General features: G+C 71.8%; 18 protein-coding genes and 1 tRNA gene. 6 read left to right on the top strand and 13 right to left on the bottom strand.

The features are described from left to right. Positions 1 to 15 precede the first annotated feature (15 nt). From OO68_RS08435 to OO68_RS08425, 3 genes are read right to left on the bottom strand one after another with little or no spacing between them, the layout of a single operon-like run. Complete coding sequence (locus OO68_RS08435) at positions 16 to 1095, bottom strand: maleylacetate reductase (protein ID WP_033307588.1); 1080 nt, start codon at positions 1093 to 1095, stop codon at positions 16 to 18. Then, positions 1092 to 1961: an intradiol ring-cleavage dioxygenase gene (locus OO68_RS08430; protein WP_033307587.1), complete on the bottom strand. Its 870-nt coding sequence runs from the start codon at positions 1959 to 1961 to the stop codon at positions 1092 to 1094. Before OO68_RS08430 ends, OO68_RS08435 begins: the two co-directional genes overlap by 4 nt. A 45-nt stretch (positions 1962 to 2006) precedes the next feature. Further along, positions 2007 to 3779 (bottom strand): FAD-dependent oxidoreductase, encoded by a 1773-nt coding sequence (locus tag OO68_RS08425; RefSeq protein ID WP_033307586.1) that lies wholly within the window; start codon positions 3777 to 3779, stop codon positions 2007 to 2009. 222 nt (positions 3780 to 4001) lie between these two features. Here OO68_RS08425 and OO68_RS08420 point away from each other — a divergent pair, with 222 nt between their 5' ends. Beyond that, a complete protein-coding gene (locus OO68_RS08420; RefSeq protein WP_051814579.1) occupies positions 4002 to 5717 on the top strand; it encodes a sigma-54-dependent Fis family transcriptional regulator in 1716 nt (571 codons plus the stop codon). 68 nt (positions 5718 to 5785) lie between these two features. Here OO68_RS08420 and OO68_RS08415 read toward each other — a convergent pair. Beyond that, positions 5786 to 5870, bottom strand: a tRNA-Leu gene (locus OO68_RS08415). A gap of 142 nt (positions 5871 to 6012) precedes the next feature. Between OO68_RS08415 and OO68_RS08410 the strand changes: the two genes are divergently transcribed. Then, positions 6013 to 7344: a DUF2254 domain-containing protein gene (locus OO68_RS08410; protein ID WP_051814547.1), complete on the top strand. Its 1332-nt coding sequence runs from the start codon at positions 6013 to 6015 to the stop codon at positions 7342 to 7344. Between the two features lie 170 nt (positions 7345 to 7514). On the opposite strand, the gene OO68_RS08405 is transcribed toward OO68_RS08410, so the two are convergent. From OO68_RS08405 to sucC, 3 genes are all read right to left on the bottom strand, one after another. Then, a complete protein-coding gene (locus OO68_RS08405; protein WP_033307584.1) occupies positions 7515 to 9056 on the bottom strand; it encodes an aldehyde dehydrogenase family protein in 1542 nt (513 codons plus the stop codon). A 326-nt stretch (positions 9057 to 9382) separates the two neighbouring features. Then, the gene (gene sucD, locus OO68_RS08400) at positions 9383 to 10297 is read right to left on the bottom strand and encodes a succinate--CoA ligase subunit alpha (protein WP_033307583.1); all 915 of its coding nucleotides are present in this window, start codon (positions 10295 to 10297) and stop codon (positions 9383 to 9385) included. Positions 10298 to 10311: 14 nt separating this feature from the next. Then, positions 10312 to 11442, bottom strand: coding sequence for an ADP-forming succinate--CoA ligase subunit beta (gene sucC, locus OO68_RS08395; protein WP_033307582.1), 1131 nt, complete (start codon positions 11440 to 11442; stop codon positions 10312 to 10314). A gap of 143 nt (positions 11443 to 11585) precedes the next feature. Here sucC and OO68_RS08390 point away from each other — a divergent pair, with 143 nt between their 5' ends. The 4 genes from OO68_RS08390 (at position 11586) to OO68_RS08375 (ending at position 18179) form a co-directional block, all read left to right on the top strand. Beyond that, the gene (locus tag OO68_RS08390) at positions 11586 to 13268 is read left to right on the top strand and encodes a thiamine pyrophosphate-binding protein (RefSeq protein ID WP_033307581.1); all 1683 of its coding nucleotides are present in this window, start codon (positions 11586 to 11588) and stop codon (positions 13266 to 13268) included. Positions 13269 to 13277: 9 nt separating this feature from the next. Next, the gene (frc, locus tag OO68_RS08385) at positions 13278 to 14519 is read left to right on the top strand and encodes a formyl-CoA transferase (RefSeq protein ID WP_033307580.1); all 1242 of its coding nucleotides are present in this window, start codon (positions 13278 to 13280) and stop codon (positions 14517 to 14519) included. Between the two features lie 4 nt (positions 14520 to 14523). After that, positions 14524 to 16668 (top strand): acetate--CoA ligase family protein, encoded by a 2145-nt coding sequence (locus OO68_RS08380; RefSeq protein ID WP_033307975.1) that lies wholly within the window; start codon positions 14524 to 14526, stop codon positions 16666 to 16668. 122 nt (positions 16669 to 16790) lie between these two features. Next, positions 16791 to 18179, top strand: coding sequence for an OFA family MFS transporter (locus OO68_RS08375; protein ID WP_033307579.1), 1389 nt, complete (start codon positions 16791 to 16793; stop codon positions 18177 to 18179). Between the two features lie 218 nt (positions 18180 to 18397). On the opposite strand, the gene OO68_RS08370 is transcribed toward OO68_RS08375, so the two are convergent. From OO68_RS08370 to OO68_RS08345, 6 genes are all read right to left on the bottom strand, one after another. Continuing rightward, the gene (locus OO68_RS08370) at positions 18398 to 19450 is read right to left on the bottom strand and encodes a sugar phosphate isomerase/epimerase family protein (RefSeq protein WP_033307578.1); all 1053 of its coding nucleotides are present in this window, start codon (positions 19448 to 19450) and stop codon (positions 18398 to 18400) included. An 81-nt stretch (positions 19451 to 19531) separates the two neighbouring features. Next, positions 19532 to 20965, bottom strand: a complete 1434-nt coding sequence (locus tag OO68_RS08365) for an alkaline phosphatase family protein (RefSeq protein ID WP_245236931.1) — start codon at positions 20963 to 20965, stop codon at positions 19532 to 19534. Beyond that, entirely contained in the window at positions 20962 to 22131 is a 1170-nt protein-coding gene (gene eboE, locus OO68_RS08360) for a metabolite traffic protein EboE (RefSeq protein ID WP_033307577.1), read from the bottom strand. Before eboE ends, OO68_RS08365 begins: the two co-directional genes overlap by 4 nt. Before the next feature lie 3 nt (positions 22132 to 22134). After that, on the bottom strand, positions 22135 to 23046 hold the full coding sequence (locus OO68_RS08355; protein WP_033307576.1) for a TatD family hydrolase: 912 nt from the start codon (positions 23044 to 23046) through the stop codon (positions 22135 to 22137). Continuing rightward, a complete protein-coding gene (locus OO68_RS08350) occupies positions 23046 to 23804 on the bottom strand; it encodes an EboA domain-containing protein (protein ID WP_033307575.1) in 759 nt (252 codons plus the stop codon). Before OO68_RS08350 ends, OO68_RS08355 begins: the two co-directional genes overlap by 1 nt. Further along, a complete protein-coding gene (locus tag OO68_RS08345) occupies positions 23801 to 24802 on the bottom strand; it encodes a sugar phosphate isomerase/epimerase family protein (RefSeq protein ID WP_033307973.1) in 1002 nt (333 codons plus the stop codon). The genes OO68_RS08350 and OO68_RS08345 overlap by 4 nt, the downstream gene beginning before the upstream one ends. Positions 24803 to 24829 lie beyond the last annotated feature (27 nt).

Below are 24829 nucleotides of genomic sequence, written 5' to 3'. Positions count from 1 at the left end.
CGGGGCTGGTGGCGTCTATGCCGTAGAAGGTGGACCGCCCTCGTACGCGGCGAGCAGCACACCCCGTGCCCCCTCCGCCGTCACCTCCCGCGGGTTGGCGTACGGCTCGCCCGCGGCCCGGGCCGCCGCCGGGGTCACGTCGGCCTTCGCGAGGCCCAGTTCGGCGAGGGAGCGTGGGGCGCCGAGGCGGCCTGCCAGGTCCCACAGGGCGCGGGGCACGTCGCCGATGCCGCCCAGGGCGCGGCTCAGTACGGTCAACGCCTGCGGGGCGGCGGGGGCGTTGTGGGCGAGGGCGTGGGGCAGGACGACGGTGTGGGTCTCGGCGTGGGGCAGGCCGTAGGTGCCGCCGAGGACGTGGCACAGCTTGTGGTGCAGCCCCATCGTGGTCGTGCCGAGGCACGCGCCGCACAGCCACGCCGCGTACAGGGCCCGGCCGCGCGCGTCGAGGTCCCCCGGGTCTGCGGCCAGCCGCGGCAGCGCCTCGGTCATCGCCCGGACGCCCTCCTCCGCCATGACCGTGACCAGAGGGGAGACGTCCGGGGCGTACAGCGCCTCGACGGCGTGCGCGAGTGCGTTGATCCCGCTGGTGACGGTCAGGGGGAGGGGCAGGGAGAGGGTGAGGCGGGGGTCGTAGACGACGCTGCGGGGCTGGACGACCGGGTCACGGCCGGTGCGTTTGGCTCCGTGCTCGGTCAGGCCCCACACCGGGGTCATCTCGGAGCCCGAGTAGGTCGACGGCACGGCGATCAGCGGCAGTCCGGTGCGCAGGGCGATCGCCTTGCCGAGCCCGATGGCGGAGCCGCCGCCGACCGCGACGCAGCCGTCCGCACCGGCGGCGCGTACGGCCGCGACGGCCCGGTCGGCGTCCTCCACGGGAACATGCATGCGGGCCTCGGCGTGCACACCCACGCAGCGATCGCCGAGGGCGTCCGCCACCGCCCGTGCCACCGGCTCGCCCCGGCTGCCGCACACCACGAGCAGCCGCCTCAGGCCCAGGCGTGCCGCCTCGTCCGGGGTCGCCGTGACGGCCGCGCCGGGCCGGAAGACGACTCGCACGGGCCGGGTCTCGTACGTGAACTGCTCCTGGAACGTCATGCGGTGCGCTCCAGGACGAGGTCGAAGCGGGCGTGCCGGAAGGGGTTCGTCACGCCGAACTCCCGGGCCAGCGACGGGTCGTCCGTCTCCGTGAAGTCCTGGACCAGGCTCTGCTTGACGGCGAACACCGCGTCGGAGTCGAGGTAATCGCCACCGGCCACGAAGATGTGCGTGGTGACGGGCGTGTGGCCCTCGGCCTCGGCGATGAAGTGGATGTGCGCGGGGCGGTAGGGGTGCCGCCCGGTCGCGCGCAGCAACTCGCCGACCGGGCCGTCGGTCGGGATCGGATACGCCGCCGGGACGCAGGTGCGGAACCAGAAGCGGCCCTCGGCGTCGGCGGTGAACAGCCCGCGTCCGTTGCCCGCGGGCTGGACGCCGGGCTGCTGGACGTCGTAGTAGCCCTTGTCGTCGGCCTGCCAGACGTCGACGACGGCGCCGGGCAGTGGCGTGCCGTCGGCGGACCGCACCCGGCCGCTGACCACGCACCTCTCGCCGCCGCCCACCAGGTCGATGTCGTCGCCGAGTGCGCGGACCGGCGAATCGGTCAGGTGGAAGGGGCCCAGCACGGTCGACTCGGTCGCCCCCGCCGCACGATCGCCGTTCAGGGTCTCCACCAGCATGGACAGGCCCAGGACGTCCGACAGCAGGATGAACTCCTGCCGGGTGTCGGTGCAGGCCTGGCCGGTCGCCGTCAGGAAGGCGATCGCCCGCTGCCACTCCTCCTGGGTGAGCCGGGTCTCGCGTGCGAAGTCGTGCAGGTGGCGGACGAGGCCGGTGAGCAGCTCGCCCAGCCTCGGGTCCGCGGTCCCGCGCAGGGCGGCGAGGGCCTGCTCGGTGACGCCGGCCCCGGTCGCGTCGGTGGTCATCCCGGCTCCTCGTCGTCGACGTCCGCTTCCTCCATGATGGCGCGTTCAGGCATGCCCGAGGATGCGCCGCAGCGCGTCCGTGAGCAGTCTCCCGGCGTCCTCCGTGAGCGGTTTCCCGGCGTCCGGACCGGCGCCGGCGTGCCGGAAGGCGACGAATCCGTCCGGGCGTACGAGGAGGGCGCCCGCGTCCGGGATCTCCCGCAGCCGTGCCCAGTCTCCGTACGGGTCCTCGTACGGCTGCCCGGGGCCGATGACCACCGTGGCGATCTCCACCTCCTGCGTCTTAGCCGCCCGCACCCAGGCCTCTCCCCCGATGCCGGTCAGCAGGGTGAAACGGCCCCCGCCGATGGTGTCGAGGGTGGAGAGCGTGCGGGTGCCGGAGGTGATCCAGGCGTGCGGCAGCCGGGCGCCGGGCCGGGAGGACGGCTGGTGGTACAGCTCGGGGTCGCGGGCGAAGCCGGGGTCGGGCGTGCCGTCCGGGACGATCGCGGCAGAACCGTCGGCCGGGTAGCGCTGGTTGAGGTCGACGCCGTGCGCGTTGAACTCATAGACCTTGAAGGCGATCGCCTCGCGCAGCTTCGCCCGCTGCTTCTCGGCGGCCTCGGTGGCGTCCTTGCGGGCGGCGATGTTGGCCCAGAGCTGCTCAGGGGTCTGCGGGGAGAGGCCGTCGAGGGCCTCGAAGACCGGGGCGGTCTCCCGGATGGACCGGTTGGCGCGGGTGACGATCTGCCGGCCGACCGGGGCGCGCTCGGCGGTGTAGCTGTCGAGCAGCCTCGGGTGGGCGGTGCCGTCGAGGACCAGCTTGAGCTTCCAGGCGAGGTTGTAGGCGTCCTGGATGGAGGTGTTGGAGCCGAGACCGTTGGACGGCGGATGCCGGTGCACGGCGTCGCCGGCGCAGAAGACGCGGCCGTTCGCGTACGACTGCGCGTACATCTCGTTGACGGTCCACGCCGAGGACGACCTGACGGTCACGGGGATGTCGTCGTCACCGACGAGCTGCCGGACGACCGACTCGGCGTACTCGGTGGTCAGGTCGGGCGCCCCGGCGCTCACGTCGTAACCCCAGACGATCAGCCACTCGTTCCACGGGCGCACGCAGCGCACCAGCCCCGCGCCGATGCCGCCGACCGTCGCGCCCGGGGCGAGGACCCAGTAGAGGGTGGACGGGCGGTGGGCGGTGTACTTGCTCAGGTCCGCCTCGAAGACGATGTTGATGCTGCCGGCCACGCCCATCTGACCGCCCATCGGCAGCCCGGCGTCCGCGGCGACCTTCGACCGTCCGCCGTCGGCGCCGATCAGGTACTTGGCGCGGATCTCGTACGTGTCCCCGCGCAGCCGGTCGTGGACGGTCGCCGTGACACCGTCGGCGTCCTGGGTGTGGGAGAGGTACTCGTTCTGGAAGCGGAGCCGGGTGCCGCGGGCGACGGCTGCGTTGACGAGGACCGGTTCCATGAGGTGCTGCGGCATGTCGCACATGCGGGTGGGGCTGGCGAGCTCGTGCTCGGCCTGCACCAGCGGGTCGTTGCCCCAGGAGCGCACCCGGCCCAGCTCCTCGCCCGCCAGGCTGGTGCAGAAGGTCGTGTTGCCCATCAGGTGCTGCGGAGTGGCCTGGGCGACGACCTCCTGCTCCACACCGAGGTCGCGCAGCACCTCCATGGTGCGCTGATTGGTGATGTGCGCACGGGGGGTGTCGGCGAGGCTCGCGTAGCGGGTCACCACGATGTTGGGGACGCCGTAGGTGCTCAGGGCGAGCGCGGCCGAGGCACCGGCCGGGCCGCTGCCCACGATCAGGACGTCGGTCTCGACGACGGTGGACACGGGCGCTCCTGCGGAGGGTTCGGGCGGCGGGGAGTCGGATGCCCGTGATCATGGCGTGCTCCGGGCGGCCGCGGGTGTCTCATTACGAGACACCCGGTGCGGCGGGCCGTCTCTCCCCAGACCGCCGGCGGACGGGCCATGCCGTGACGGGACACCGGTGAGGCGGACCGGACCCCAGCGGTTGTTGCTCGTTCAACCGAACCCGTTACGGTGGTCCGTGCCGTGACCACCACAGACCCCTCCCCCGCAGCCGCCGCCCTGCCCTCGCTGAGCTCCGCCCGCGAGCGGTTCCTGTCGGGACGCCCGCTGCCCCCGGACGTGCCGGAGGAAGTCCTCGCGGCGTGGCGGCGGGCACGGTTCTTCGGTGTACCGCACGACTTGGCGGGGCCGGTGGCCTGTCCGCCGCTCCCCGGGGAGTCGGTCCTGCTCGGTGCCGCCCGGCCGGTGCTCGACCGGATCGCCCCCGCAATGGGCGTGGACGGGTCGCTGCTCGTCCTGACCGACGAACGACTGCGCGTGCTGTGGACGACGGGGAGCGTGCCCGGGTTCAGCGGGTGCGCCGTGCTGTCGGAGCAGGAGGTCGGCAACAACAGCGCGGCCCTCGCCCTGCGCGTCCGGAGCCGGGCCGAGGTGCACGGACCTGAGCACTTCCTCGACCGGTGGCAGGACGTGTCCGCGGTCAGCGTCCCGGTGCTCGGCCCGGAGGGCGGTCAGGTGCTGGGCACGCTGACGGTCGCGTCCCGGCTGTCCGCCACGGGCCGGCCGCATCCGCAGGCGGCGCTCGCCGAGGCGACCGCCGCCGCGGTCGAGACCGAGCTGCGGGCGCGGGCCGGGCGGGGCGAGCGGGTGCTGCTGGACGCCTACATGCGGGCGGCACAGGGGCAGCACCGGGCCGTGGTGGCCCTCGACGGCCGCAACCGGCTGGTCGGCGACGCGGCCCAGCGGCTGCTGACGCCCGAGGTGCTCGCGGTGCTGGAGCGTACGGCGGCCGGCGCCCGGGACACGGACGTCACGGGCTTCGCGGAGCTGCCGGAGGGGGCCGGGTGCACCGCACATGTCACGCCGGTCCGCCTGGACGGCAGGACGATCGGGATCGTGGCCGTCCTGGACCCCCTCGACGATCCGGCGCCCCAGCCCCCGGTCTCGTCCCCGCCGGTCGCACTGACCGGCTCCTCGGTCCCCTGGCGGCACGCCGTGGGCCATGCCGTCGAACTGGCCCGGTCCCGGGAGGCCCTGCTGCTCACCGGTGAGCGCGGCACGGGCAAGTCCGCGCTGGCGCGGGAGCTGTTCGGCCCGGACCCCGTCCAGGCCGCCGACGCGGCGCGGGACCCCGGCCTCGGCCAGGCTCTGCCCGCCTGGCAGCCCGGCCGCCCGCTCCTGCTCCGTCACGCCGAGCGCCTGGCGCAGCCCGGCGTGGCGGCGCTCAACTCCCTGCTCGACCAGCACCCGGACACCCGGCTGGTGGTCACCTACACACCCGGCGCACCGGTCGGCCCCTGCCTGGAGCGCCTGCTGGACAAACTGTCCGCCCGCTCGGTGACCCTGCCGCCGCTTCGCGAACGCACCGAGGACATACGGGAACTCCTGCCGGCCCTCGCGCCCCGCACCGTGCCCGGGCAGCCGCCGCTGACCTGGACCCTGGACGCCCTGCGTGCGCTCCAGCTGTACCCCTGGCCCGGGAACGTCACCGAGCTGGCCCATGTCGTACGGGCCCTGGCGGAGCGGCGGCGGGCGACCGGGCCGGTGCGCCGGGCGGAGCTGCCGGACGCCGTCCGCGAAGGGCCGGCCGCGCGCCCGCTCAGCCCGATGGAGCACGCAGAGCGCGCCGCGATCCTGGAGGCCCTGAGCCGCCACGGCGGCAACAAGGCACGCGCGGCGGCCGCGCTGGGGATCGGCCGGGCGACGCTGTACCGCAAGCTGCGGGAGTACCGGCGCTGAGGCCCAGGGGGGTGACGCACAACAGCTCGGGCGGGTCGAGAAGATCTCGACCCGCCCGAGCTGGTCTGTGTCCGAGGGGGGACTTGAACCCCCACGCCCGATAAAGGGCACTAGCACCTCAAGCTAGCGCGTCTGCCATTCCGCCACCCGGACCAGGTGCCTGCCGCCTTGCCAGGGGTGTTCCCCGCGGCGACACAGACAACAATACCAAGGTTTCGGAGTGCCTTTCACCTGCGTTTCCGTCCGCCTGGCGGGGGTCCCGGACCTCGCGCTCCGATACCTCTAGGGTCGGACCATGAGTGACTGGCTGGTTACGCAGGGCGCCTCGGCGGGGCGTCGCCCACGTGCGCTGTCACCGCTCAGGGAGCATCTGCGGGACACGTTCTGGTTCGCCCCGACCGCGGCGATGGTGTGCGTGTTCGTGGTCTGGGTGGGGGCCGAGTCGCTCGACGCGGCGATCGTCGACGCGCTCCACGAGGACCGGGACTACGAGACGCTCGACGCGCTGCTGCGGTTCGCGGAGGACGCGAAGGCCGTGGTGAGCGCGGTGGGCTCGGCGATGATGACCTTCATCGGTGTGGTCTTCAGCATCTCGCTGGTGGCCGTGCAGATGGCCAGCGGGCAGTTCACCCCGCGCGTGGTGCGGCTCTTCGTGCGGAGCCGGATCACCAAGGCGACCTTCGCGGTGTTCCTGGCGACCTTCGTGCTGACCCTGCTGGTCATGACCAGCTTCGACAGTGTCGAGGACCCCCGGGCCGTCACGTCGGTGCCCTTGGTGCAGGCGGTGCTCACCCTCTGCATGGTCGGACTGAGCCTGCTGCTCTTCGTGTTGTACGTGAACTCCACGCTGCGGCTGATGCGGATCAGCCATGTGATCGCGCGGATCGCCTCGGAGTCGTTCCGGGTGACCGCCTCGATGCCCGCGCCGGCGGCCGGGCAGGAGACCCCCGGCCTGGGCGCCGTGACCGCTTCGGTGCCGCACGAGGGCCGGGCGGGCGTGCTGCGGGACGTGCACGTCGCGCGGCTGGTGCGGGTGGCGCGCAAGCACGGGGTCGTGCTGCGGCTGATCCCGCGGATCGGGGACTTCGTGGTACCGGGCATGCCCGTGCTGGCGGTCCACGGCGGGCCGGTCCCGCCGCGCCGGAAGCTGCGCTACGCGGTCTCGGTCGGAGTGGAGCGGACCTACCACCAGGACCTCGGTTTCGGGCTGCGGCAGTTGTCCGACATCGCGTTGCGCGCCCTGTCGCCCGCGATCAACGATCCGACCACCGCCGTGCAGGCGCTGGACCGTGTCGTCCAGTTCCTGGCAGCGCTGAGCCGACGGCCGCTGGACGCCGCCCTGCACCGGGACCGGGCCGGTGCGGTGCGGCTGGTGCAGCCGGTGCCGGACTGGACCGAACTGGTGGATCTCGGGTTCGCCGAGGTACGGGGATGCGCCGTCGGCAGCCCGCAGATCTCCCGGCGCATGCTGGCCGGTCTCGACGACCTGCTCCTGCTCGCGCCGCCGGAACGCCGCGAGCCGCTGCTGCGCCATCGCGAACTGCTCCGGCAGGCCGTCGACCTGGCGGCGCCGACCGCGGCGGACCGGGATTTCGCCCTGCGCCCGGACCGGCAGGGCATCGGCTGAGCGACGTCTCCTCGCCGCGCCGCGCCACGCGCCCCGGGACCGGCACGCAGAGGTCCGCCGGCGCCGAGCAGGCCTCCGGTCCGCCAGGGCGGGTCGCTCGTCACAGCGTCCGACGCCGGCTCCCCCAGGCGAACCCCGCGGGGAACCGGCGTCGGACGCGCCCCCCTGCGTCAGGGCAGCAGCTGGTACTCCGGGAAGTTCCCCGGCAGCCGCTCCCCCTCAGGTCCCCTCGTCACGGCACGCACCAGCAGGTCACCACCGACGAACGCGCCGCGCCAGGAAGCTCCGAGCCCGCCGAACAGTTCGTCGCGGTCACCCCGGGAGCGGGGCGTGCCGTGGCCCACCTTGAACGCGCGGATGTGCGGGGCGAGCCGGTCGTACGTCGCCCGGTCGTCCGTGGACAGCGTGGCGACCAGCGCGCCGTTGGAGGCGTTCATCGCGGCCAGCAGCTCCGCCTCCGTGTCGACCAGGACGATCGTGTCGACCGGGCCGAACGGCTCCGCGTGGTGCAGCGGAGAGGACGAGGGCGGGTTGAGGAGCGTGACCGGCTGGACGTAGGCGGAGGTGTCCTGACCGGGCAGGAAGCGGGCGCCGTCGGGCGTGGCGCGGTGCAGCGGTACGGCGCCGCGCTCGATCGCCTCGGCGACCTGGTCCTGCAGCTCCTTCGCCTTGGCCGCGTTGATCACTGGCCCGAAGTCCAGCTCCGGGTAGGGGTCGTCCGGGTGCTCCACGGCGAGCGGATGCCCGACCCTGAGCGTACGCACCGCCGGGAGGTACGCCGCCAGGAACGCGTCGAACAGGTGCCGCTGGACGACGAAGCGCGGGTACGCCGTGCAGCGCTGCTTGCCATAGTCGAAGAGCTTGGGGATCACCGCGGTGAGCGTGTCCCAGTCCGAGTGGTTCCAGATGCCCCAGGTGTTGAGTCCTTCCTGTTCGAGTACGTGTCGTTTGCCGAGGTCGGCGACGGCCGTGGCCACGGCGGCACCGGTGTCACGGCCGCCGACGAAGGAGACGCAGCCGATCTCGGGCGCCCGCACCAGCGCCTGCGACAGCTCGCCTCCGCTGCCGCTGACGAGGGTCACGGGGATTCCCTCGCGGGCGGCGAGGGCACAAGCCAGGGTCAGACAGGCGACACCGCCGTCGGTCGGGGTCTTGGCGATGACCGCGTTGCCTGCCAGTGCCTGGACCAGCACTGCGTGAACGAGCACGCTCATCGGGTAGTTCCAGCTGGCGATGTTCGACACCGGGCCGTCGAGCGGGGCGCGCCCGTCGAGCATCGGCTCGATGCCGTCGACGTACCAGCGGACCCCGTCGATGGCCCGGTCGACGTCCGCCTCGGCGAGCCGCCAGGGCTTACCGATCTCCCGGACGAGCAGCAGCGCGAGCAGACCGCGGTGTTCGGCGAGGGCGTCGAGGGTGGCCGCGACCCGGGCCCGGCGCTCCTCCAGGGGGACGTGCCGCCATGCGCGGTGCTGGTCGAGGGCGGCGCAGACGGCCCGGTGGGCGGTGGTCCCGTCCAGGCGGGGCGGGCCGGCGATCGGGCTGCCGTCGACGGGACTGACGGCGGGCAGGACCCGGCCGTCCTCCTGCCAGGCGCCGTTCCAGAGGTTGAGGACCCGGTCGTCGCGGAAGGCCTCGGGGGCGACGGCGAGACAGCGCCGCCACGCGTCGGGCCAGGACGTGCCGGTCTTGAGGGTGAGGGTGGGTGCCAAGGGTTGCTCCGCTCTCGGTGCACAGTCGGGGCGGTGGGATTCGTCGGCGGGGGGTGATGGCCGGCCGGGCAATCGGCCGGGGTGTCGGCGTAGTTGGCCCGGCAGACCGGCCGGGACCCGGAGTGGGTTGCCCGGCAGCCGACCGGGAGCCGGAATAGATGGCCCAGCAGCCGGCCGGGAGCCGGAGTGGGATGCCGGGCAGCCGACCGGAAGCCGGCGCGGGTGGCTCAGCAGCCGACCGGAAGCCGGGTGGATGGCCCAGCAGCCGACCGGGAGTCGGCGCGGGTGGCCCGGCAGCCGGCCGGGGAATCGGCGCGGGTGGCCCGCTAGCGCCCTTCGAGCCGCGCGAGCACCAGCTTCGCCGTCTCGGTCGGTGTGCTGCCCACGCTCACCCCGACCGCCTCCAGGGCCTCCTTCTTCGCGGCCGCCGTACCGGAGGAGCCGGACACGATCGCGCCCGCGTGCCCCATGGTCTTGCCCTCGGGTGCGGTGAAACCGGCGATGTACCCGACGACCGGCTTGGTGACGTGCTCTCGGATGTACGCCGCCGCCCGTTCCTCCGCATCGCCGCCGATCTCGCCGATGAGGACGATCAGTTCGGTGTCGGGGTCGTCCTGGAAGGCGGCGAGGCAGTCGATGTGCGTGGTGCCGACGACGGGGTCGCCGCCGATGCCGACGCAGGTGGAGAAGCCGATGTCGCGCAGCTCGTACATGAGCTGGTACGTCAGCGTGCCCGACTTGGAGACCAGTCCGATCCGGCCCGGCTTGGTGATGTCGGCCGGGATGATGCCCGCGTTGGACTGGCCGGGTGTGATGAGGCCCGGGCAGTTGGGGCCGACGATGCGGGTGCCCTTGGCCTCGGCGTAGGCGGTGAAGGCGACGGAGTCGTGGACGGGGATGCCCTCGGTGATGACGACGGCGAGGCCGATACCGGCGTCGGCGGCCTCGACCACGGCCGCCTTGGCGAAGGCGGGCGGCACGAAGACCACGGTGACGTCCGCTCCCGTCGCACGCATGCCGTCGGCGACCGAGCCGAAGACGGGTACGGCCCTGGGGGCACCTCCCAGGCCCTTAAGGCACTGGGGGACGTCGAAGTCGACGGTGCGGCCCGCCTTGCGCGGGTTCACACCGCCGACGACGTTCGTGCCGGCGGTGAGCATCCGCCGCGTGTGCTTCATGCCCTCGCCGCCGGTCATGCCCTGGACGAGGACCGTGCTCTCCTTGGTGAGGTAGATGGCCATGGCGTTCCCTCTCCTCAGGCCGTGGTGGCGAGTTCGGCGGCACGGGCGGCGGCGCCGTCCATGGTGGTGACCTGCTGGACCAGCGGATGCGCGTGCTCGTCGAGAACGGCCCGGCCCCGCGCCGCGTTGTTGCCGTCCAGGCGGACGACGAGCGGCTTGGTCAGCCGGACGGTTTCCAGGGCCTGCACGATGCCGTCGGCGACCGCGTCGCAGGCGGTGATCCCGCCGAAGACGTTGACGAAGACGGATTTCACGGCCGGGTCCGAGAGAATGACCGACAGCCCGTCCGCCATCACCTGGGCGCCGGCTCCGCCGCCGATGTCGAGGAAGTTGGCCGGCCGCGCGCCGCACCCGGCGACCACGTCGAGGGTCGACATGACGAGTCCTGCGCCGTTGCCGATGATGCCGACCTCGCCGTCCAGCTTGACGTAGTTGAGGCCCTTCGCGGCGGCGGCCGCCTCCAGCGGGTCGTCGTGCCCGGTGTCGTCCGCGCCCCAGCGGGCCTGCCGGAAGCGGGCGTTGTCGTCGAGGGCGACCTTGCCGTCGAGCGCGAGGATCCGGCCCTCCTTCGTGCGGACGAGCGGGTTGACCTCGACGAGGAGGGCGTCCTCGCGGACCAGGACCTGCCACAGGCGTACGAGGACATCGACGGCCTGGGGCGGCAGCCCGGCCGCGTCGGCGATCTCGGCGGCCCTGGCCGAGGTCACGCCCTCGGCCGGGTCGACGGGGATGCGGGCGACCGCCTCCGGCCGCGTGGCGGCGACCTCCTCGATCTCCATGCCGCCCTCGGCCGAGGCGATCGCGAGGAAGCGGCCCGCCGCGCGGTCGAGTACGTAGGACACGTAGAACTCGTTCTCGATGTCCACGGGTTGGGCCAGCATGGCTCTGCCGACCGTGTGGCCCTTGATGTCCATGCCGAGGATCTGGCGTGCGGTCAGCTCCGCGGCGGCCGGGTCGGCGGCGAGTCTCACGCCACCGGCCTTGCCGCGCCCACCGGTCTTCACCTGGGCTTTCACCACGACTCGGCCACCGAGCCGGCGTGCGATCTCGCGGGCTTCCTTGGGCGAGTCGGTCACCTCGGCCCGCGGCACCGAGATGCCGTGTTCTTCGAAGAGTTCCCTTGCCTGGTGTTCGTACAGGTCCATTTCCGGCTCCTGACTGAAAGTGCCGCACGCCCCCTGGACACCACCCACCGGATGCGGGATAACAAGCTTCATACAGTATTCGTCGACTGTATGCAATGTACTGCGAGCCGCTCCAACCCCCTACGAAGGGACAGGACTTCGCCATGCCCGACGACACCCAGGACTTGATTTCCGGTGGTCATCTCGTAGCCAAGGCGCTGAAGGCCGAGGGAGTCGACCGCATCTACACGCTGTGCGGCGGCCACATCATCGACATCTACGACGGCTGCGTCGACGAGGGCATCGAGGTCGTCGACGTACGCCACGAGCAGGTCGCCGCCCACGCCGCCGACGGTTACGCCCGCATCACCGGCAAGCCCGGCTGTGCGGTGGTCACCGCCGGCCCCGGGACGACCGACGCCGTCACCGGTGTCGCCAACGCCTTCCGCGCGGAGTCCCCGATGCTGCTGATCGGCGGTCAGGGGGCGCTCACCCAGCACAAGATGGGGTCCCTCCAGGACCTGCCGCACGTCGACATGATGAACCCGATCACCAAGTTCGCGGCGACCGTGCCCGACACGGCCCGCGCCGCAGACATGGTGTCCATGGCGTTCCGCGAGTGCTATCACGGCGCGCCCGGCCCCTCCTTCCTGGAGATCCCGCGCGACGTCCTGGACGCCAAGGTCCCGGCCGCCAAGGCGCGCGTGCCGCAGGGCGGCGCCTACCGCGCCTCGACCCGCTCGGCCGGCGACCCCGAGGCGATCGAGAAGCTGGCCGACCTGCTGGTGCACGCCGAGAAGCCGGCCATCCTGCTCGGCAGCCAGGTGTGGACGACCCGCGGCACCGAGTCGGCCATCGAGCTCGTGCGGGCCCTCAACATCCCCGCCTACATGAACGGCGCGGGACGCGGCACCCTCCCGCCCGGCGACCCGCACCACTTCCAGCTCTCCCGCCGGTACGCCTTCTCAGGCGCCGACGTCATCGTCATCGTCGGGACGCCCTTCGACTTCCGCATGGGCTACGGCAAGCGGCTGTCGCCGGACGCGACCGTCGTGCAGATCGACCTCGACTACCGCACGGTCGGCAAGAACCGCGACATCGACCTCGGCATCGTGGGCGACGCCGGTCTGGTGCTGAAGTCCGTGACCGAGGCGGCCTCGGGGCGCATCAACGGCGGTGCGTCCAAGCGCAAGGAGTGGCTGGACGAGCTGCGGGCCGCCGAGCAGACCGCCCTGGAGAAGCGGCTGCCGAACCTGAAGTCCGACGCCTCACCCATCCACCCCTACCGCCTGGTCAGCGAGATCAACGACTTCCTCACCGAGGACTCGGTCTACATCGGTGACGGCGGCGACATCGTCACCTTCTCCGGGCAGGTCGTGCAGCCCAAGTCGCCCGGGCACTGGATGGACCCGGGGCCCCTCGGAACGCTCGGCGTCGGCGTCCCCTTCGTGCTCGCGGCCAAGCAGGCGCGGCCCGACAAGGAGGTCGTCGCGCTCTTCGGCGACGGCGCGTTCTCCCTGACCGGCTGGGACTTCGAGACGCTCGTCCGCTACGACCTCCCGTTCGTCGGCATCGTCGGCAACAACTCCTCCATGAACCAGATCCGGTACGGCCAGGCCGCCAAGTACGGCAAGGACCGCGACCGGGTCGGCAACACCCTCGGCGACGTCCACTACGACAAGTTCGCCCAGATGCTGGGCGGTTACGGCGAGGAGGTCCGCGACCCCGCCGACATCGGCCCGGCGCTGCAACGCGCCCGCGAGTCCGGCAAGCCGTCGCTGATCAACGTCTGGGTCGACCCCGACGCGTACGCCCCCGGAACCATGAACCAGACCATGTACAAGTGAGGTGCCCCGATGCCCCCTACGTCCACCAAGGCCCTCGAAGGCATCCGCGTCCTGGACATGACCCACGTCCAGTCCGGGCCGTCGGCGACCCAGTTGCTCGCCTGGCTCGGCGCGGACGTCGTCAAGCTGGAGGCGCCGACCGGCGACATCACGCGCAAGCAGCTGCGTGACCTGCCGGACGTCGACTCCCTCTACTTCACGATGCTCAACTGCAACAAGCGGAGCATCACCCTCAACACCAAGACCGAGCGCGGCAAGGAGATCCTCACCGAGCTGATCCGGCGCTCCGACGTCATGGTCGAGAACTTCGGCCCGGGAGCGGTGGACCGGATGGGCTTCACCTGGGACCGCATCCAGGAGATCAATCCACGGATCGTCTATGCCTCCATCAAGGGGTTCGGCGAGGGCCCGTACACCAACTTCAAGGCGTACGAGGTCGTCGCGCAGGCCATGGGCGGGTCGATGTCGACCACCGGTTTCGAGGACGGGCCACCGCTGGCGACGGGAGCCCAGATCGGGGACTCGGGGACGGGTGTGCACGCCGTGGCGGGCATCCTCGCCGCGCTCTACCAACGGGAGCGCACCGGGCGCGGGCAGCGGGTCAACGTGGCCATGCAGCACGCCGTACTCAACCTGTGCCGGGTGAAGCTGCGGGACCAGCAGCGTCTGGCACACGGGCCGCTCGCTGAATATCCCAACGACGACTTCGGCGACGAGGTTCCCAGGTCCGGAAACGCGTCCGGCGGCGGCCAGCCCGGCTGGGCCGTCAAGTGCGCGCCGGGCGGCCCGAACGACTACGTGTACGTCATCGTGCAGCCCGTCGGCTGGCAGCCGATCAGCGAGCTCATCGGCCGGCCCGAGCTGGCCGACGACCCCGAGTGGGCGACGCCCGAGGCGCGGCTGCCCAAGCTCGGCAAGATGTTCCAGCTGATCGAGGAGTGGTCCTCGACGCTGCCCAAGTGGGAGGTGCTGGAGCGGCTCAACGCGCGCAACATCCCGTGCGGGCCGATCCTCTCCACCCGGGAGATCATCGAGGACCGTTCGCTCGCCGCCAACGACATGGTCGTCACCGTCCCCCACCCCGAGCGCGGCGAGTTCGTGACCGTCGGCAGCCCGCTCAAGCTGTCCGACTCCCCCGTCGAGGTGACCAGCTCCCCGCTGCTAGGCGAGCACAACGAAGAGGTCTACGTCGGCGAACTCGGCCTCGGCGACGAGGAAGTGCGCCTGCTCAAGTCGAACGGAGTGATCTGACGTGATGGCGGAAGACCGGGTCCTGCGGGTGCGGTCCCTCCTGGAGTCCGTGCGGGCCGAGGGACGGACCGCGCTGACCGCGCCCGAGGGCAAGGTGATCGCCGACGCGTACGGGATCGCCGTGCCGGGCGAGGAACTGGCGACGGACGTCGACGAGGCCGTGGCGTTCGCGGCGCGCTTCGGCGGGCCCGTCGTGATGAAGATCGTCTCGCCGGACATCCTGCACAAGACCGACGCCGGCGGAGTGATCGTCGGGGTCGAGGGCGCGACCGACGTACGGGCCGCCTTCCACACCATCGTCGACAACGCACGCGCCTACGACGCCGATGCCCGCATCTCGGGTGTGCAGGTGCAGGAGCTGCTGCCGAAGGGGCAGGAGGTCATCGTCGGCGCGGTCACGGACCCGACGTTCGGGAAGGTGGTCGCCTTCGGGCTCGGCGGGGTGCTCGTGGAGGTCCTGAAGGACGTCACGTTCCGGCTCGCGCCGGTAAACGCCGACGAGGCGCTGTCGATGCTGGACTCGATCCGGTCGGCAGAGATCCTGCGCGGGGTGCGCGGCCAGGCGGGCGTGGACCGGTGGGCCGTCGCCGAGCAGATCCGCCGGGTGTCCCAACTCGTCGCGGACTTCCCCGAGATCGCCGAGGTGGACCTCAACCCGGTGATCGCGACCGCGGAGGGGGCCGTCGCGGCCGACATCCGGGTGATCCTCGCCGAGTCGCAGCCCACGCCGCGCCGGACGTACTCGCGCGAGGAGATCCTCACCTCGATGCGCCGGCTGATGCAGCCGGGTTCGGTCGCAGTGATCGGCGCCTCCAACGAGCAGGGCAAAATCGGCAATTCGGTGATGCGCAACCTCATCGACGGAGGGTTCGCCGGGGAGATCCATCCGGTGAACCCCAAGGCCGATGACATTCTGGGCCGCAAGGCGTACAAGAGTGTCACGGACGTTCCCGGTGAGGTGGATGTGGCGGTCTTCGCGATCCCCGCCAAGTTCGTGGCCTCGGCCCTGGAGGAGGTGGGGCGCAAGAAGATCCCGAACGCCGTGCTGATCCCCTCCGGGTTCGCGGAGACCGGCGAGCACGAACTCCAGGCGGAGATCGTGGCGATCGCCGAGCGGCACGGCGTACGGCTGCTGGGGCCGAACATCTACGGCTACTACTCGACCTGGCAGGACCTGTGCGCCACGTTCTGCACGCCGTACGACGTCAAGGGCGGGGTGGCGCTGACCTCGCAGTCGGGCGGCATCGGGATGGCCATCCTGGGCTTCGCGCGGACCACCAGGACGGGTGTGTCGGCGATCGTCGGGCTCGGCAACAAGTCGGACCTGGACGAGGACGACCTGCTGACCTGGTTCGGCGAGGACCCGCACACCGACTGCATCGCGATGCACCTGGAGGACCTCAAGGACGGCCGCGCCTTCGTGGAGGCCGCCCGGGCGACCGTGCCGAAGAAGCCGGTGGTCGTGCTGAAGGCCGGGCGGACCGCGGCGGGCGCCAAGGCGGCCGGTTCGCACACCGGCGCCCTCGCCGGTGACGACGCCGTGTACGACGACATCCTGCGGCAGGCCGGCGTGATCCGCGCGCCGGGGCTGAACGACATGCTGGAGTACGCGCGCGCGTTGCCGGTGCTTCCCGCGCCCAAGGGCGGCAACGTCGTGATCATCACGGGTGCCGGCGGCAGCGGTGTGCTGCTGTCCGACGCGGTGACGGACAACGGACTGTCGCTGATGGAGATCCCGCCGGACCTGGACGAGGCGTTCCGGACGTTCATCCCGCCCTTCGGGGCCGCGGGCAACCCGGTGGACATCACCGGGGGCGAGCCGCCGTCGACGTACGAGGCGACGATCCGGCTGGGTCTGGAGGATCCGCGCATCCACGCGCTGGTCCTCGGCTACTGGCACACCATCGTCACTCCTCCCATGGTCTTCGCAGAGCTCACCGCGCGCGTGGTGGCCGAGTTCCGGGAGCGGGGGATCGAGAAGCCCGTGGTGGCGTCGCTCGCGGGGGACGTGGAGGTCGAGGAGGCGTGCCAGTACCTCTTCGAGCACGGGGTCGTGGCGTACCCGTACACGACCGAGAAGCCGGTGGCCGTGCTCGGCGCGAAGTACCGCTGGGCACGGGAGGCGGGACTGCTGGGGGGCGGTACATGAGGTGAGTGACCGGGGGGCCGGCCGACGGTGCGCGTCGGCCGGCCCCGGGAGCCGCACGCGCACGAAAGGCATGGGACAGGGGGCGCTGGCCAGATCTTTCGACGCAAGGGGTGCGACACGACATGACAACGACCGACCTGCCCACCACGGTTCCCTACCGGGAGGTCACCGACGCGAACGGTCGCGTCTACCGCCTCGGTGAGACCGACATCGACATCATGGGGCGCAAACGCAAGTGGATGGTGATCCTGCCCTGGATCGGCATGATGGGCATCTCCTCCGCCGAGTACGCGTTCGCGTCCGCCGAGGACACCCTGCACACGGCGCACAGCTGGAACAGCATGCACATCTTCTGGATGATGACCGTCTGGGTCTTCTTCCAGGCCGCGGTGGCCTTCCCCGCGGGCAAGCTGCGGGAAAGCGGGAAACTGCCGGCCCGCTGGGCCATGATGCTCGGCGCCACCGGCACGCTGCTGGGCTACCTGTCCCTCGCCTTCGCGCCGCACGTGGTGTTCGCCTACATCGGGTTCAGCATGTTCAGCGGCATGGGCGCGGGCATGGTGTACGCCACCTGCGTCAACATGGTCGGCAAGTGGTACCCCGAGCGCAAGGGCGGCAAGACCGGCTTCGTCAACGGCGGTTTCGCCTACGGCTCGGTGCCCTTCGTCTTCCTCTTCAACGGCTACATGGACCTGACCAACTTCCGCTGGGTGCTGGTCTCGGTGGGTGTGTTCCTGGCCGCGATGGTCGCGTGCTCCGGCTACTTCTTCAAGGACCCGCCGAAGAACTGGTGGCCCTCCACGATCGACCCGCTGAACCCGCCGGACGACCCGCGCGCGGCCCGCTCGCTGCGGATGAACCCGCCGGCGGTGCGCCAGTACTCCCCCAAGGAGGCGTGGAAGACCGGCCGGGTCGCCCTGATGTGGTTCTGTCTGGCGTGCACGTCCGGCGTGAACATCTTCGGCATCGCCTTCCAGGTGGAGATCGGTGAGGAGGCCGGGTTCGCGGGCGGGATCGTCGCCACGGCCATGTCCCTGAAGGCCATCGTCAACGGCACCGGCCGCGGTGTCATCGGCTGGCTCTCCGACCTGTACGGCCGCAAGCGGTGCCTGCTCGTCGTCTGCGTGATCCTGGGCCTGTCCCAGTACGGCATCCTCTGGTCGGCGAACGCCGAGAACCTTCCGCTGTTCCTCGTCTTCTCCTCGATCTCCGGCTTCGGCGGCGGCGCCATCTTCCCGATGTTCGCCGCACTCACCGCCGACTACTTCGGTGAGAACAACAACGCGTCCAACTACGGCATGGTCTACAGCGCCAAGCTCGTCTCCGGCCTGGGCGCCGGCATGGGTGCCGTGGTCGTCGGCGCTTGGGGGCACTCCGGTGCCTTCATCCTGGCCGGCTCCATCTCCCTGTTCGCCGGTTGCGTGGCACTGTTCCTGACCCCGCCGGGACGCGACAAGGAAACGCGCCGCATCTCCCCCAACCCGCAACCGCTCGGCGAGGACACCACCTGACATGACGCCGGATCCGGCCGCGGCACCCAGCCCCTCGGCACCGTCCGCCGCCTGACACCGTCCCCAGCGCCGAACGACCGACAGCCACCCACGCGTCCGCCGCCCCGGCGGGACGGGCGGGGACGTCCCGGGCCGGGCGCGACCCGGAGGCTGACCGTCCCCCACGTGAGGAGGCCCTTCCCCGGCCGGGGAAGGGCCTCCTCACGTTTGTTGGGCCGTCAGCACTTCTCCCTCAGGGAGTGCAGGTGCGCGCTGGAGCGGCGCGCGAAGGTGAAGGACTCGGCCGGGTTGTCGTGCTCGGCCTGCCAGTGGTGGGCCATGCGGTGGCCGCGCAGCCGGGTCACGGCGGATATGAACCGCTGGTAGTCGATGTCGCCGTCGCCGACGTCGGTCATGCGGTAGCCGTACGGGTTCGACGGGTCGCTCTCGCCGTCCTTCACGTGGAAGAGCGGGTAGCGGTCGGGCTGTCGCAGGACGTAGTTGAGCGGCTCGAAGGGCGCGGGCGTGCCGTCGGGGCGCTTGGAGAAGCGGAACTGGCCGACGTACGCCCAGTAGATGTCCATCTCCAGGTACACGAGGTCGGGGTCGGTCTCTTTGAGCAGGATGTCGTAGAGACGGACCTTGGGGTTGTCGGTGGCGAAGGAGAACTCCTCGGAGTGGTTGTGCTGGTAGAACTTCATGCCCCGGGCCTTCGCCGCCGCGCCGTACGTGTTGAAGTCCTCGGCGGCGCGCTTCCAGGCGTCGACGGTCGAGCCGTAGCGGAACGGGCCCGCGGCCGTGCCGATGTGCCGCAGGCCGAGGGCCTGGGCGTCGTCGAGGACCTTGGTGAGGTTCTGGGCGAACGTGTAGGCGCCCGGGTCGGAGGAGTAGTAGCCGACGTGGCTGCCGATCGGGTTCAGGCCGTGGTTGCGGGCCAGCCGCTTGAGCTGGGCGAGGGTGATGGGGCCCGCCGAGCCCTGCGTGTAGCCGGCGAACTCGACCTCGTCGTAGCCGTATCGCTCCAGTTCGGCGAAGACCGGGCCGAAGCCGAGGGTGGAGACCTTGTCGCGCAGGCTGTACAGCTGGATGCCGAGGCGGCCGGGCGGCAGGACGGGGCGGCCCCGGCCCTTGGCGCCGGGCGCGGTGCCGGTGGATGCCGTGGCGGGGGCGGCGGTGGCCGGGGCCGCGGCGCCGAGCAGGGCGGCGGCGGTGGCACCGGCGGCGACGCCGAGCATGCCTCGTCTGCTGAGGCGGTGGGTGAGTTCGGGGTCGGGCTGGGAGAAGCGGCTCATGCGTGGAACTCCTCGTGATCGCGGGGCGTTGTCAGTGGTGAGTGCTTCACTTGTGACCAGTCGGTACTGAGGGCTGTGGCCTCAGGCGAGACCGGCGAGTCGGAGCAGCAGTGACTTCACATCGGTGGCCGCGACGCGGTCGCCGACGGCACGGGGGGTGGAGCAGATGAGGAGCGGACCGTCGTCGTCGCTCGCCGGAAGGCGGCCGTGGCTGCCGCGAATAGGTGAGGGGTCCAGGGGCACGACCGCCATGCGGTAGCGCATGCCGAGCTTCTTGCGCGCCAGTGCGGTGGCCGCCTTGACCTTGACGTACGGGTCTAGGGGATCCATGAAGAGTTCGACCGGGTCGTAGCCGGGTTTGCGGTGGATCTCGACGAGTTGCGCGAAGTCGGGCGCGCGGTCGTCGTCGAGCCAGTAGTAGTACGTGAACCAGGCGTCGGGTTCCGCCACGGCGACGAGTTCGCCCGCGCGCGGATGGTCGAGATGATGGCTCTTCTTGCCCTCGTCATCGAGGAGTTCAGCGATGCCGGGCAGGCCGTCGAGGGCGGCCCTGGTGGCGTCGAGGTCCTCGGGGCGTCGCACGTAGACATGGGCGATCTGGTGGTCGGCGACCGCGAAGGCGCGGGACGCCATCGGGTCGAGGTACTCCATCCCGTCCTGTGTGTGCACCTCCAGCAGGTCGGCGCGGCGCAGGGCGCGATTGATGTCGACGTGCCGGTTCACAGGGGTGATGCCGTACTCGGACAGTGCGACGACGGTACGGCCTTCTGCGCGGGCGTCGTCCAGCAGCGGGGCCAGGGCGGCGTCGAGGTCGGCGGCCGCCTTCAGGGAGCGCGGGTCGTCGGGGCCGAAGCGCTGCAGGTCGTAGTCGAGATGAGGGAGGTAGCAGAGCGTCAGGTCGGGGTGCCGGGTGCGGACGATGTGGCGGGTCGCGTCGATGATCCACCGGCTGGAGACGAGGTCGGCGCCGGGGCCCCAGAAGTGGAACAGGGGGAACGTGCCGCATTCCGCGGTGAGTTCGTCGTGCAGTGCGGCCGGCCGGGTGTAGCAGTCGGGTTCCTTGCGTCCGTCGGCGTAGTAGACCGGGCGTGGGGTGACGGTGATGTCGGTGTCCGCGCCCATGGCGTACCACCAGCAGATGTTCGCGACGGTGTAGCCGGGGTGGGCGCGGCGGGCGGCGTCCCAGAGCTTGTCGCCGGCCACGAGCCCGTTGTGCTGGCGCCACAGCAGGACTTCGCCGAGTTCCCGGAAGTACCAGCCGTTGCCGACGATGCCGTGCTCCGAGGGCATGGTGCCGGTGAGGAACGTGGACTGGGCGGTGCAGGTGACGGCGGGCAGGACGGTGCCGAGCGGGGCGCGGGAGCCTGACTGGCCGAGCGCCTTGAGGTGGGGCATGTGGTCGAGGAGACGGGGGGTGAGGCCGACGACGTCGAGGACGAGGAGCGGGGTGGGGCGGCCCGTGGTGGTCGGGAGCCTGACGCCCAGGCCCGGGTGGTCATGGGGACCGGTGCTCATGGCAGCTCCTTCAGGCCGAGGTCGGTCAGCAGGTCGCGGGCGAGGGTGAGTTCGGCTGCGATGCCCTCGGCGAGCTGGGTGCGGCTCCTGGGGCGCGACTCGGGCGGGAGGGCCTGCCAGGTGTAGGTCTCGACCTCCAGGTGGCGGGTGAGCGGGGCCGGGCCGCCGACGAGCCGGGTCAGTGCGGACTTCAGAACCGGGAGGGTGGAGGTGAGGGGCGCGGCGGGGGCCGCGTGCAGCGGGACGTGGAAGTGGGCGCGCCAGGGTGAGGCGTCCGGCAGGGCGTGCCCGGCGAGGGCCTCGTCGAGGTCGTCCGTGGCGCGCAGGCCGGCCGCTGTGGCGGTGCGGGTCTGGTGCAGGAAGCGGGGTTCGGCGAAGGCGGCGAGAGCCTCACGGACGCCGGGGAGATGGGGGTGTTCGGCGTGCAGGGCGGCGGAGAGCTGGGATTTGACGACGGGGACGCGCGCCTCGGTGAGGGCGTCGAAGGCGGCGTGCGGATCTTCGAAGGAGGTGGCGAGATGGCAGGTGTCGACGCAGATGCCGATGCGGTCGTGGCCGATCGCGGCGAGCGGGGCGATGGCGTCGCGGGTGGTCTCGACGACGCAGCCGGGCTCCGGTTCCAGGCCGACGCGGATGGAGCGGCCGGTCAGCTCCTCTATGGCGTCGAGGCGTTCGGCGAGGGTGCGCAGCGCGGTGCGGGCGGTGTCCGCGTGTTCGTCGTCGAACGCGGTGCGCCAGGCGAGGGGCAGGGTGGAGATGGTCCCGTCGGTGACGTCGTCGGGAAGGAGCCCGGCGAGGACGCGGGCCAGGGCGGTGGTGTGGTCGAGGCGTTCGGGGTCGGCCCAGTCCGGCTTGTAGACGCGGTACTTGACCTCCTCGGCGCCGAAGCCCTCATAGGGAAAGCCGTTGAGGGTGACGACTTCGAGACCGCGCCGGTCCAGCTCGGTGCGCAGCCCACGCAGTGTGGAGGGGTCGGTGACGAGGGCGTGGGCGGCGTTCTTGGCCAGCCACAGTCCGATGCCGAGCCGGTCGCGGCCCAGGCGGCGACGGACGGGTTCGCAGTGGTCACGGAGCTGGGCGAGGACGCCGTCGAGGGTCTCGGCAGGATGGACGTTGGTGCAGTAGGCGAGGTGGACGGTGGATCCGTCGGGGTGGCGGAAGCGCATGGTTCACGCCTCCGCGGGGGTCACGCGTGCCGGCGTGCCGGAGCCGGTGAGCGGCTCGTGCGGCTCCCGCGGGACCCCGCGCAGGATGGAGTTGCCCTCGTGGGTGGTCTCCGTCCCGGTGACGTCCAGGTTGAGGCGGCCGCTGAGTCCGTAGAAGGCGACGGGGTTGCGCCACAGCACCTGGTCGACGTCGTCCTCGTCGAAGCCCTCGGCGAGCATCAGGTCGCCGACCTTGCGGGTCTTGAGGGGGTCGCTCTTGCCCCAGTCGGCGGCGGAGTTCACCAGGACCTGTTCGGTCCCGTGGGAGCGCAGGATCGCGATCATGCGTTCCTCGTCCATCTTGGTGTCGGGATAGACGGAGAAGCCCAGCCAGCAGCCGCTGTCCCTGGCCTCCTTGACGGTCGTCTCGTTGAGGTGGTCGACGAGGACGCGGTCCGCGGGCAGGGCGGACTCCCGGACGACGTCGAGGGTGCGGCGCAGCCCGGCGAGCTTGTCGCGGTGGGGGGTGTGCACGAGGGCGGGCAGTCCGTGGTCGGCCGCGAGTTGCAGTTGCGCCGCGAGGGCGGTGTCCTCCGCGGGGGTCATCGAGTCATAGCCGATCTCCCCGACGGCCACGACGTTGTCCTTCACGAGATAGCGGGGCAGCTCGTCGAGGACGGGCGTGCAGCGCGGGTCGTTCGCCTCCTTGGGATTGAGGGCGATCGTGCAGTGGTGGGCGATGCCGTACTGCGCTGCACGGAAGGGCTCCCAGCCGAGGAGGGAGTCGAAGTAGTCACGGAAGGAGGCAGGCGAGGTCCGGGGCTGGCCCAGCCAGAAGGACGGCTCGACGACGGCACGCACACCGGCGGCGTACATGGCCTCGTAGTCGTCGGTGGTCCGGGACGTCATGTGGATGTGGGGGTCGAAGATGCGCATCAGGACTCCTTGCCGTGGGGGTGGTCCGTGCCAGGAGCAGCCGGGGTGACGGACTCGGTCAGGTCCAGGACGCGGTACAGGTCCTCGGGGACGGAGCGGCCGGCGGCGGTGCGTTCGGCGGCGTAGTCGGCCAGCATGCGGGCGAGTTCGCCGTCGCCGGCGGCACGCCGGGGCAGGTCCGCCACGTGGTCCACGGGGACGCCGGTGAACAGGCACTTCAGCACGGCATGACGCCAGGCGTGGGCCGTCAGGTGCCGGGCGGCGTAGGGGCCGACGGCGGCGCTGAGGAGCCGGGTGTCGTTGGTGCGCAGGGCGTCCTCGATCAGCGGGAGGGCGCCCGGGCCGGACACGAGGTGGGGCAGGGCGTGCAGCACGGCTCTGCGCTCGTCGGCGGTGCCCTGGAAGTACACCCGGGTCAGCGCGTCGGTGCCGGCGCGGGCCGCGTCGAGGATCAGGACCCGTGCGGCGTCGGCGTGTGCGGGGCCGCAGCGCCGGCCGGCTTCGGCGAGCCGCAGCTCCCATACGGAGATGGGCCCGTGGAGGCCGGGGTGGGCGGCCGCCTCGTCGAGGGCGTGGTCGAGCCAGGTGCGGGCTGGTGGGTCCAGGTGGGTGGTGAGGTGGTCGCGGAGGTCTGTGAGGGAGGGAGGGGGAGAGGTGGAGGCGGTGGCAGGGGTGGATTCGCCGGTGTGGGTTCTGGCGCCCTGGGCGTCCTGGGCGCTCTCGGTTCTCGCCGTGGGAGTGGTGCGGGGGTGGCTCATCTGCTGCTCCCTTCAGGGGCGGTGGAGGGAGCGCCGTGGGGTGGCGCGGTCTGCTGGAGGGCCTCGGCGGGGCCGGGCTGCGCGGTGGCCGCGGTCCGCTCGGCCTGACGGAGGAACGGCAGGGAGTGCGCGGCGAAGTGAGGGCCGGCGTGCGAGTGGCGGGGCAGTTCGACGACGGCCAGGCCCTGGTAGCCGGTGGCGGCGAGGGCCGCGAGGACCGGCGGGAAGTCGATCTCCCCCTCGCCGAACGGGAGGTGTTCGTGGACGCCGCGGCGCATGTCCTCGATCTGGACGTGTCGCAGCCAGGGGGCGGCGGCCCGCACGCAGTCGGCGGGAGAGAAGGGTTCGAGGCACTGACAGTGGCCGATGTCCAGGGTGAGGCCGAGGAGTTCGGGGTCGCCGAGGGCACGGCGGAGGTGGTGGAAGTCGGCCAGGGTGGCGAGGAGGTGGCCCGGCTCGGGTTCGACGGCGAGCGGGACGCCCGCGCGGGCGGCGGCGTCCAGGACGGGAGCGAGGGACTCGGCGAGGCGCTTCCACGCGGTCTCGGTGTCGGTTCCCGCCGGCACGGTTCCGCTGAAGCAGTGAACCGCGTGCGCGCCGAGGTCGGCGGCGACCCGGACGGCCCGGGCGAGCAGGTCGGTGCGGCGGGCCCGGTCGTCGGGGTCCGGGTCCAGCAGGGACGGGCCGTGCTTGCGGCGAGGGTCGAGCACATAGCGGGCACCCGTCTCGACGGTGACGCCCAGCCCGAGCGAGTCCAGCCGCTGTGCGACCCGGCGGGTGCGGGTGGCGAGGTCGGGAGCGAGCGGGTCGAGGTGCATGTGGTCGAGGGTCAGTCCGACGCCGTCGTAGCCAAGGTCGGCGAGGAGCGCGAGGGCGTCGTCGAGCCGGAGATCGGCGAGACCGTTGGTGCCGTAGCCGAAGCGGAGGGAAGGGAGGGTGCCGCCCGGCGGGGCGGTGGTGGTGGCAGGAGCGGCGTTGGGCGAGGCGGCGGCCCGCACGGAGGGGGTGTCAGACACGGCAGTATC

This window comes from Streptomyces iakyrus, from assembly GCF_000717055.1.
GTDB classification, from domain to species: domain Bacteria; phylum Actinomycetota; class Actinomycetes; order Streptomycetales; family Streptomycetaceae; genus Streptomyces; species Streptomyces iakyrus.
This window is presented reverse-complemented; position numbering and strand designations above follow the sequence as displayed.

Bases quoted from the DNA above. Each gene is read 5' to 3' on its own strand.
- OO68_RS08355 (WP_033307576.1), bottom strand. From the start codon at position 23,046: ATGCGCATCTTCGACCCCCACATCCACATGACGTCCCGGACCACCGAC.
- frc (WP_033307580.1), top strand. From the start codon at position 13,278: ATGCCCCCTACGTCCACCAAGGCCCTCGAAGGCATCCGCGTCCTGGAC.
- OO68_RS08430 (WP_033307587.1), bottom strand. From the start codon at position 1,961: ATGACCACCGACGCGACCGGGGCCGGCGTCACCGAGCAGGCCCTCGCC.
- sucC (WP_033307582.1), bottom strand. From the start codon at position 11,442: ATGGACCTGTACGAACACCAGGCAAGGGAACTCTTCGAAGAACACGGC.
- eboE (WP_033307577.1), bottom strand. From the start codon at position 22,131: ATGCGCTTCCGCCACCCCGACGGATCCACCGTCCACCTCGCCTACTGC.
- OO68_RS08375 (WP_033307579.1), top strand. From the start codon at position 16,791: ATGACAACGACCGACCTGCCCACCACGGTTCCCTACCGGGAGGTCACC.
- OO68_RS08435 (WP_033307588.1), bottom strand. From the start codon at position 1,095: ATGACGTTCCAGGAGCAGTTCACGTACGAGACCCGGCCCGTGCGAGTC.
- sucD (WP_033307583.1), bottom strand. From the start codon at position 10,297: ATGGCCATCTACCTCACCAAGGAGAGCACGGTCCTCGTCCAGGGCATG.
- OO68_RS08350 (WP_033307575.1), bottom strand. From the start codon at position 23,804: ATGAGCCACCCCCGCACCACTCCCACGGCGAGAACCGAGAGCGCCCAG.
- OO68_RS08410 (WP_051814547.1), top strand. From the start codon at position 6,013: ATGAGTGACTGGCTGGTTACGCAGGGCGCCTCGGCGGGGCGTCGCCCA.
- OO68_RS08380 (WP_033307975.1), top strand. From the start codon at position 14,524: ATGGCGGAAGACCGGGTCCTGCGGGTGCGGTCCCTCCTGGAGTCCGTG.
- OO68_RS08365 (WP_245236931.1), bottom strand. From the start codon at position 20,965: ATGAGCACCGGTCCCCATGACCACCCGGGCCTGGGCGTCAGGCTCCCG.
- OO68_RS08370 (WP_033307578.1), bottom strand. From the start codon at position 19,450: ATGAGCCGCTTCTCCCAGCCCGACCCCGAACTCACCCACCGCCTCAGC.
- OO68_RS08390 (WP_033307581.1), top strand. From the start codon at position 11,586: ATGCCCGACGACACCCAGGACTTGATTTCCGGTGGTCATCTCGTAGCC.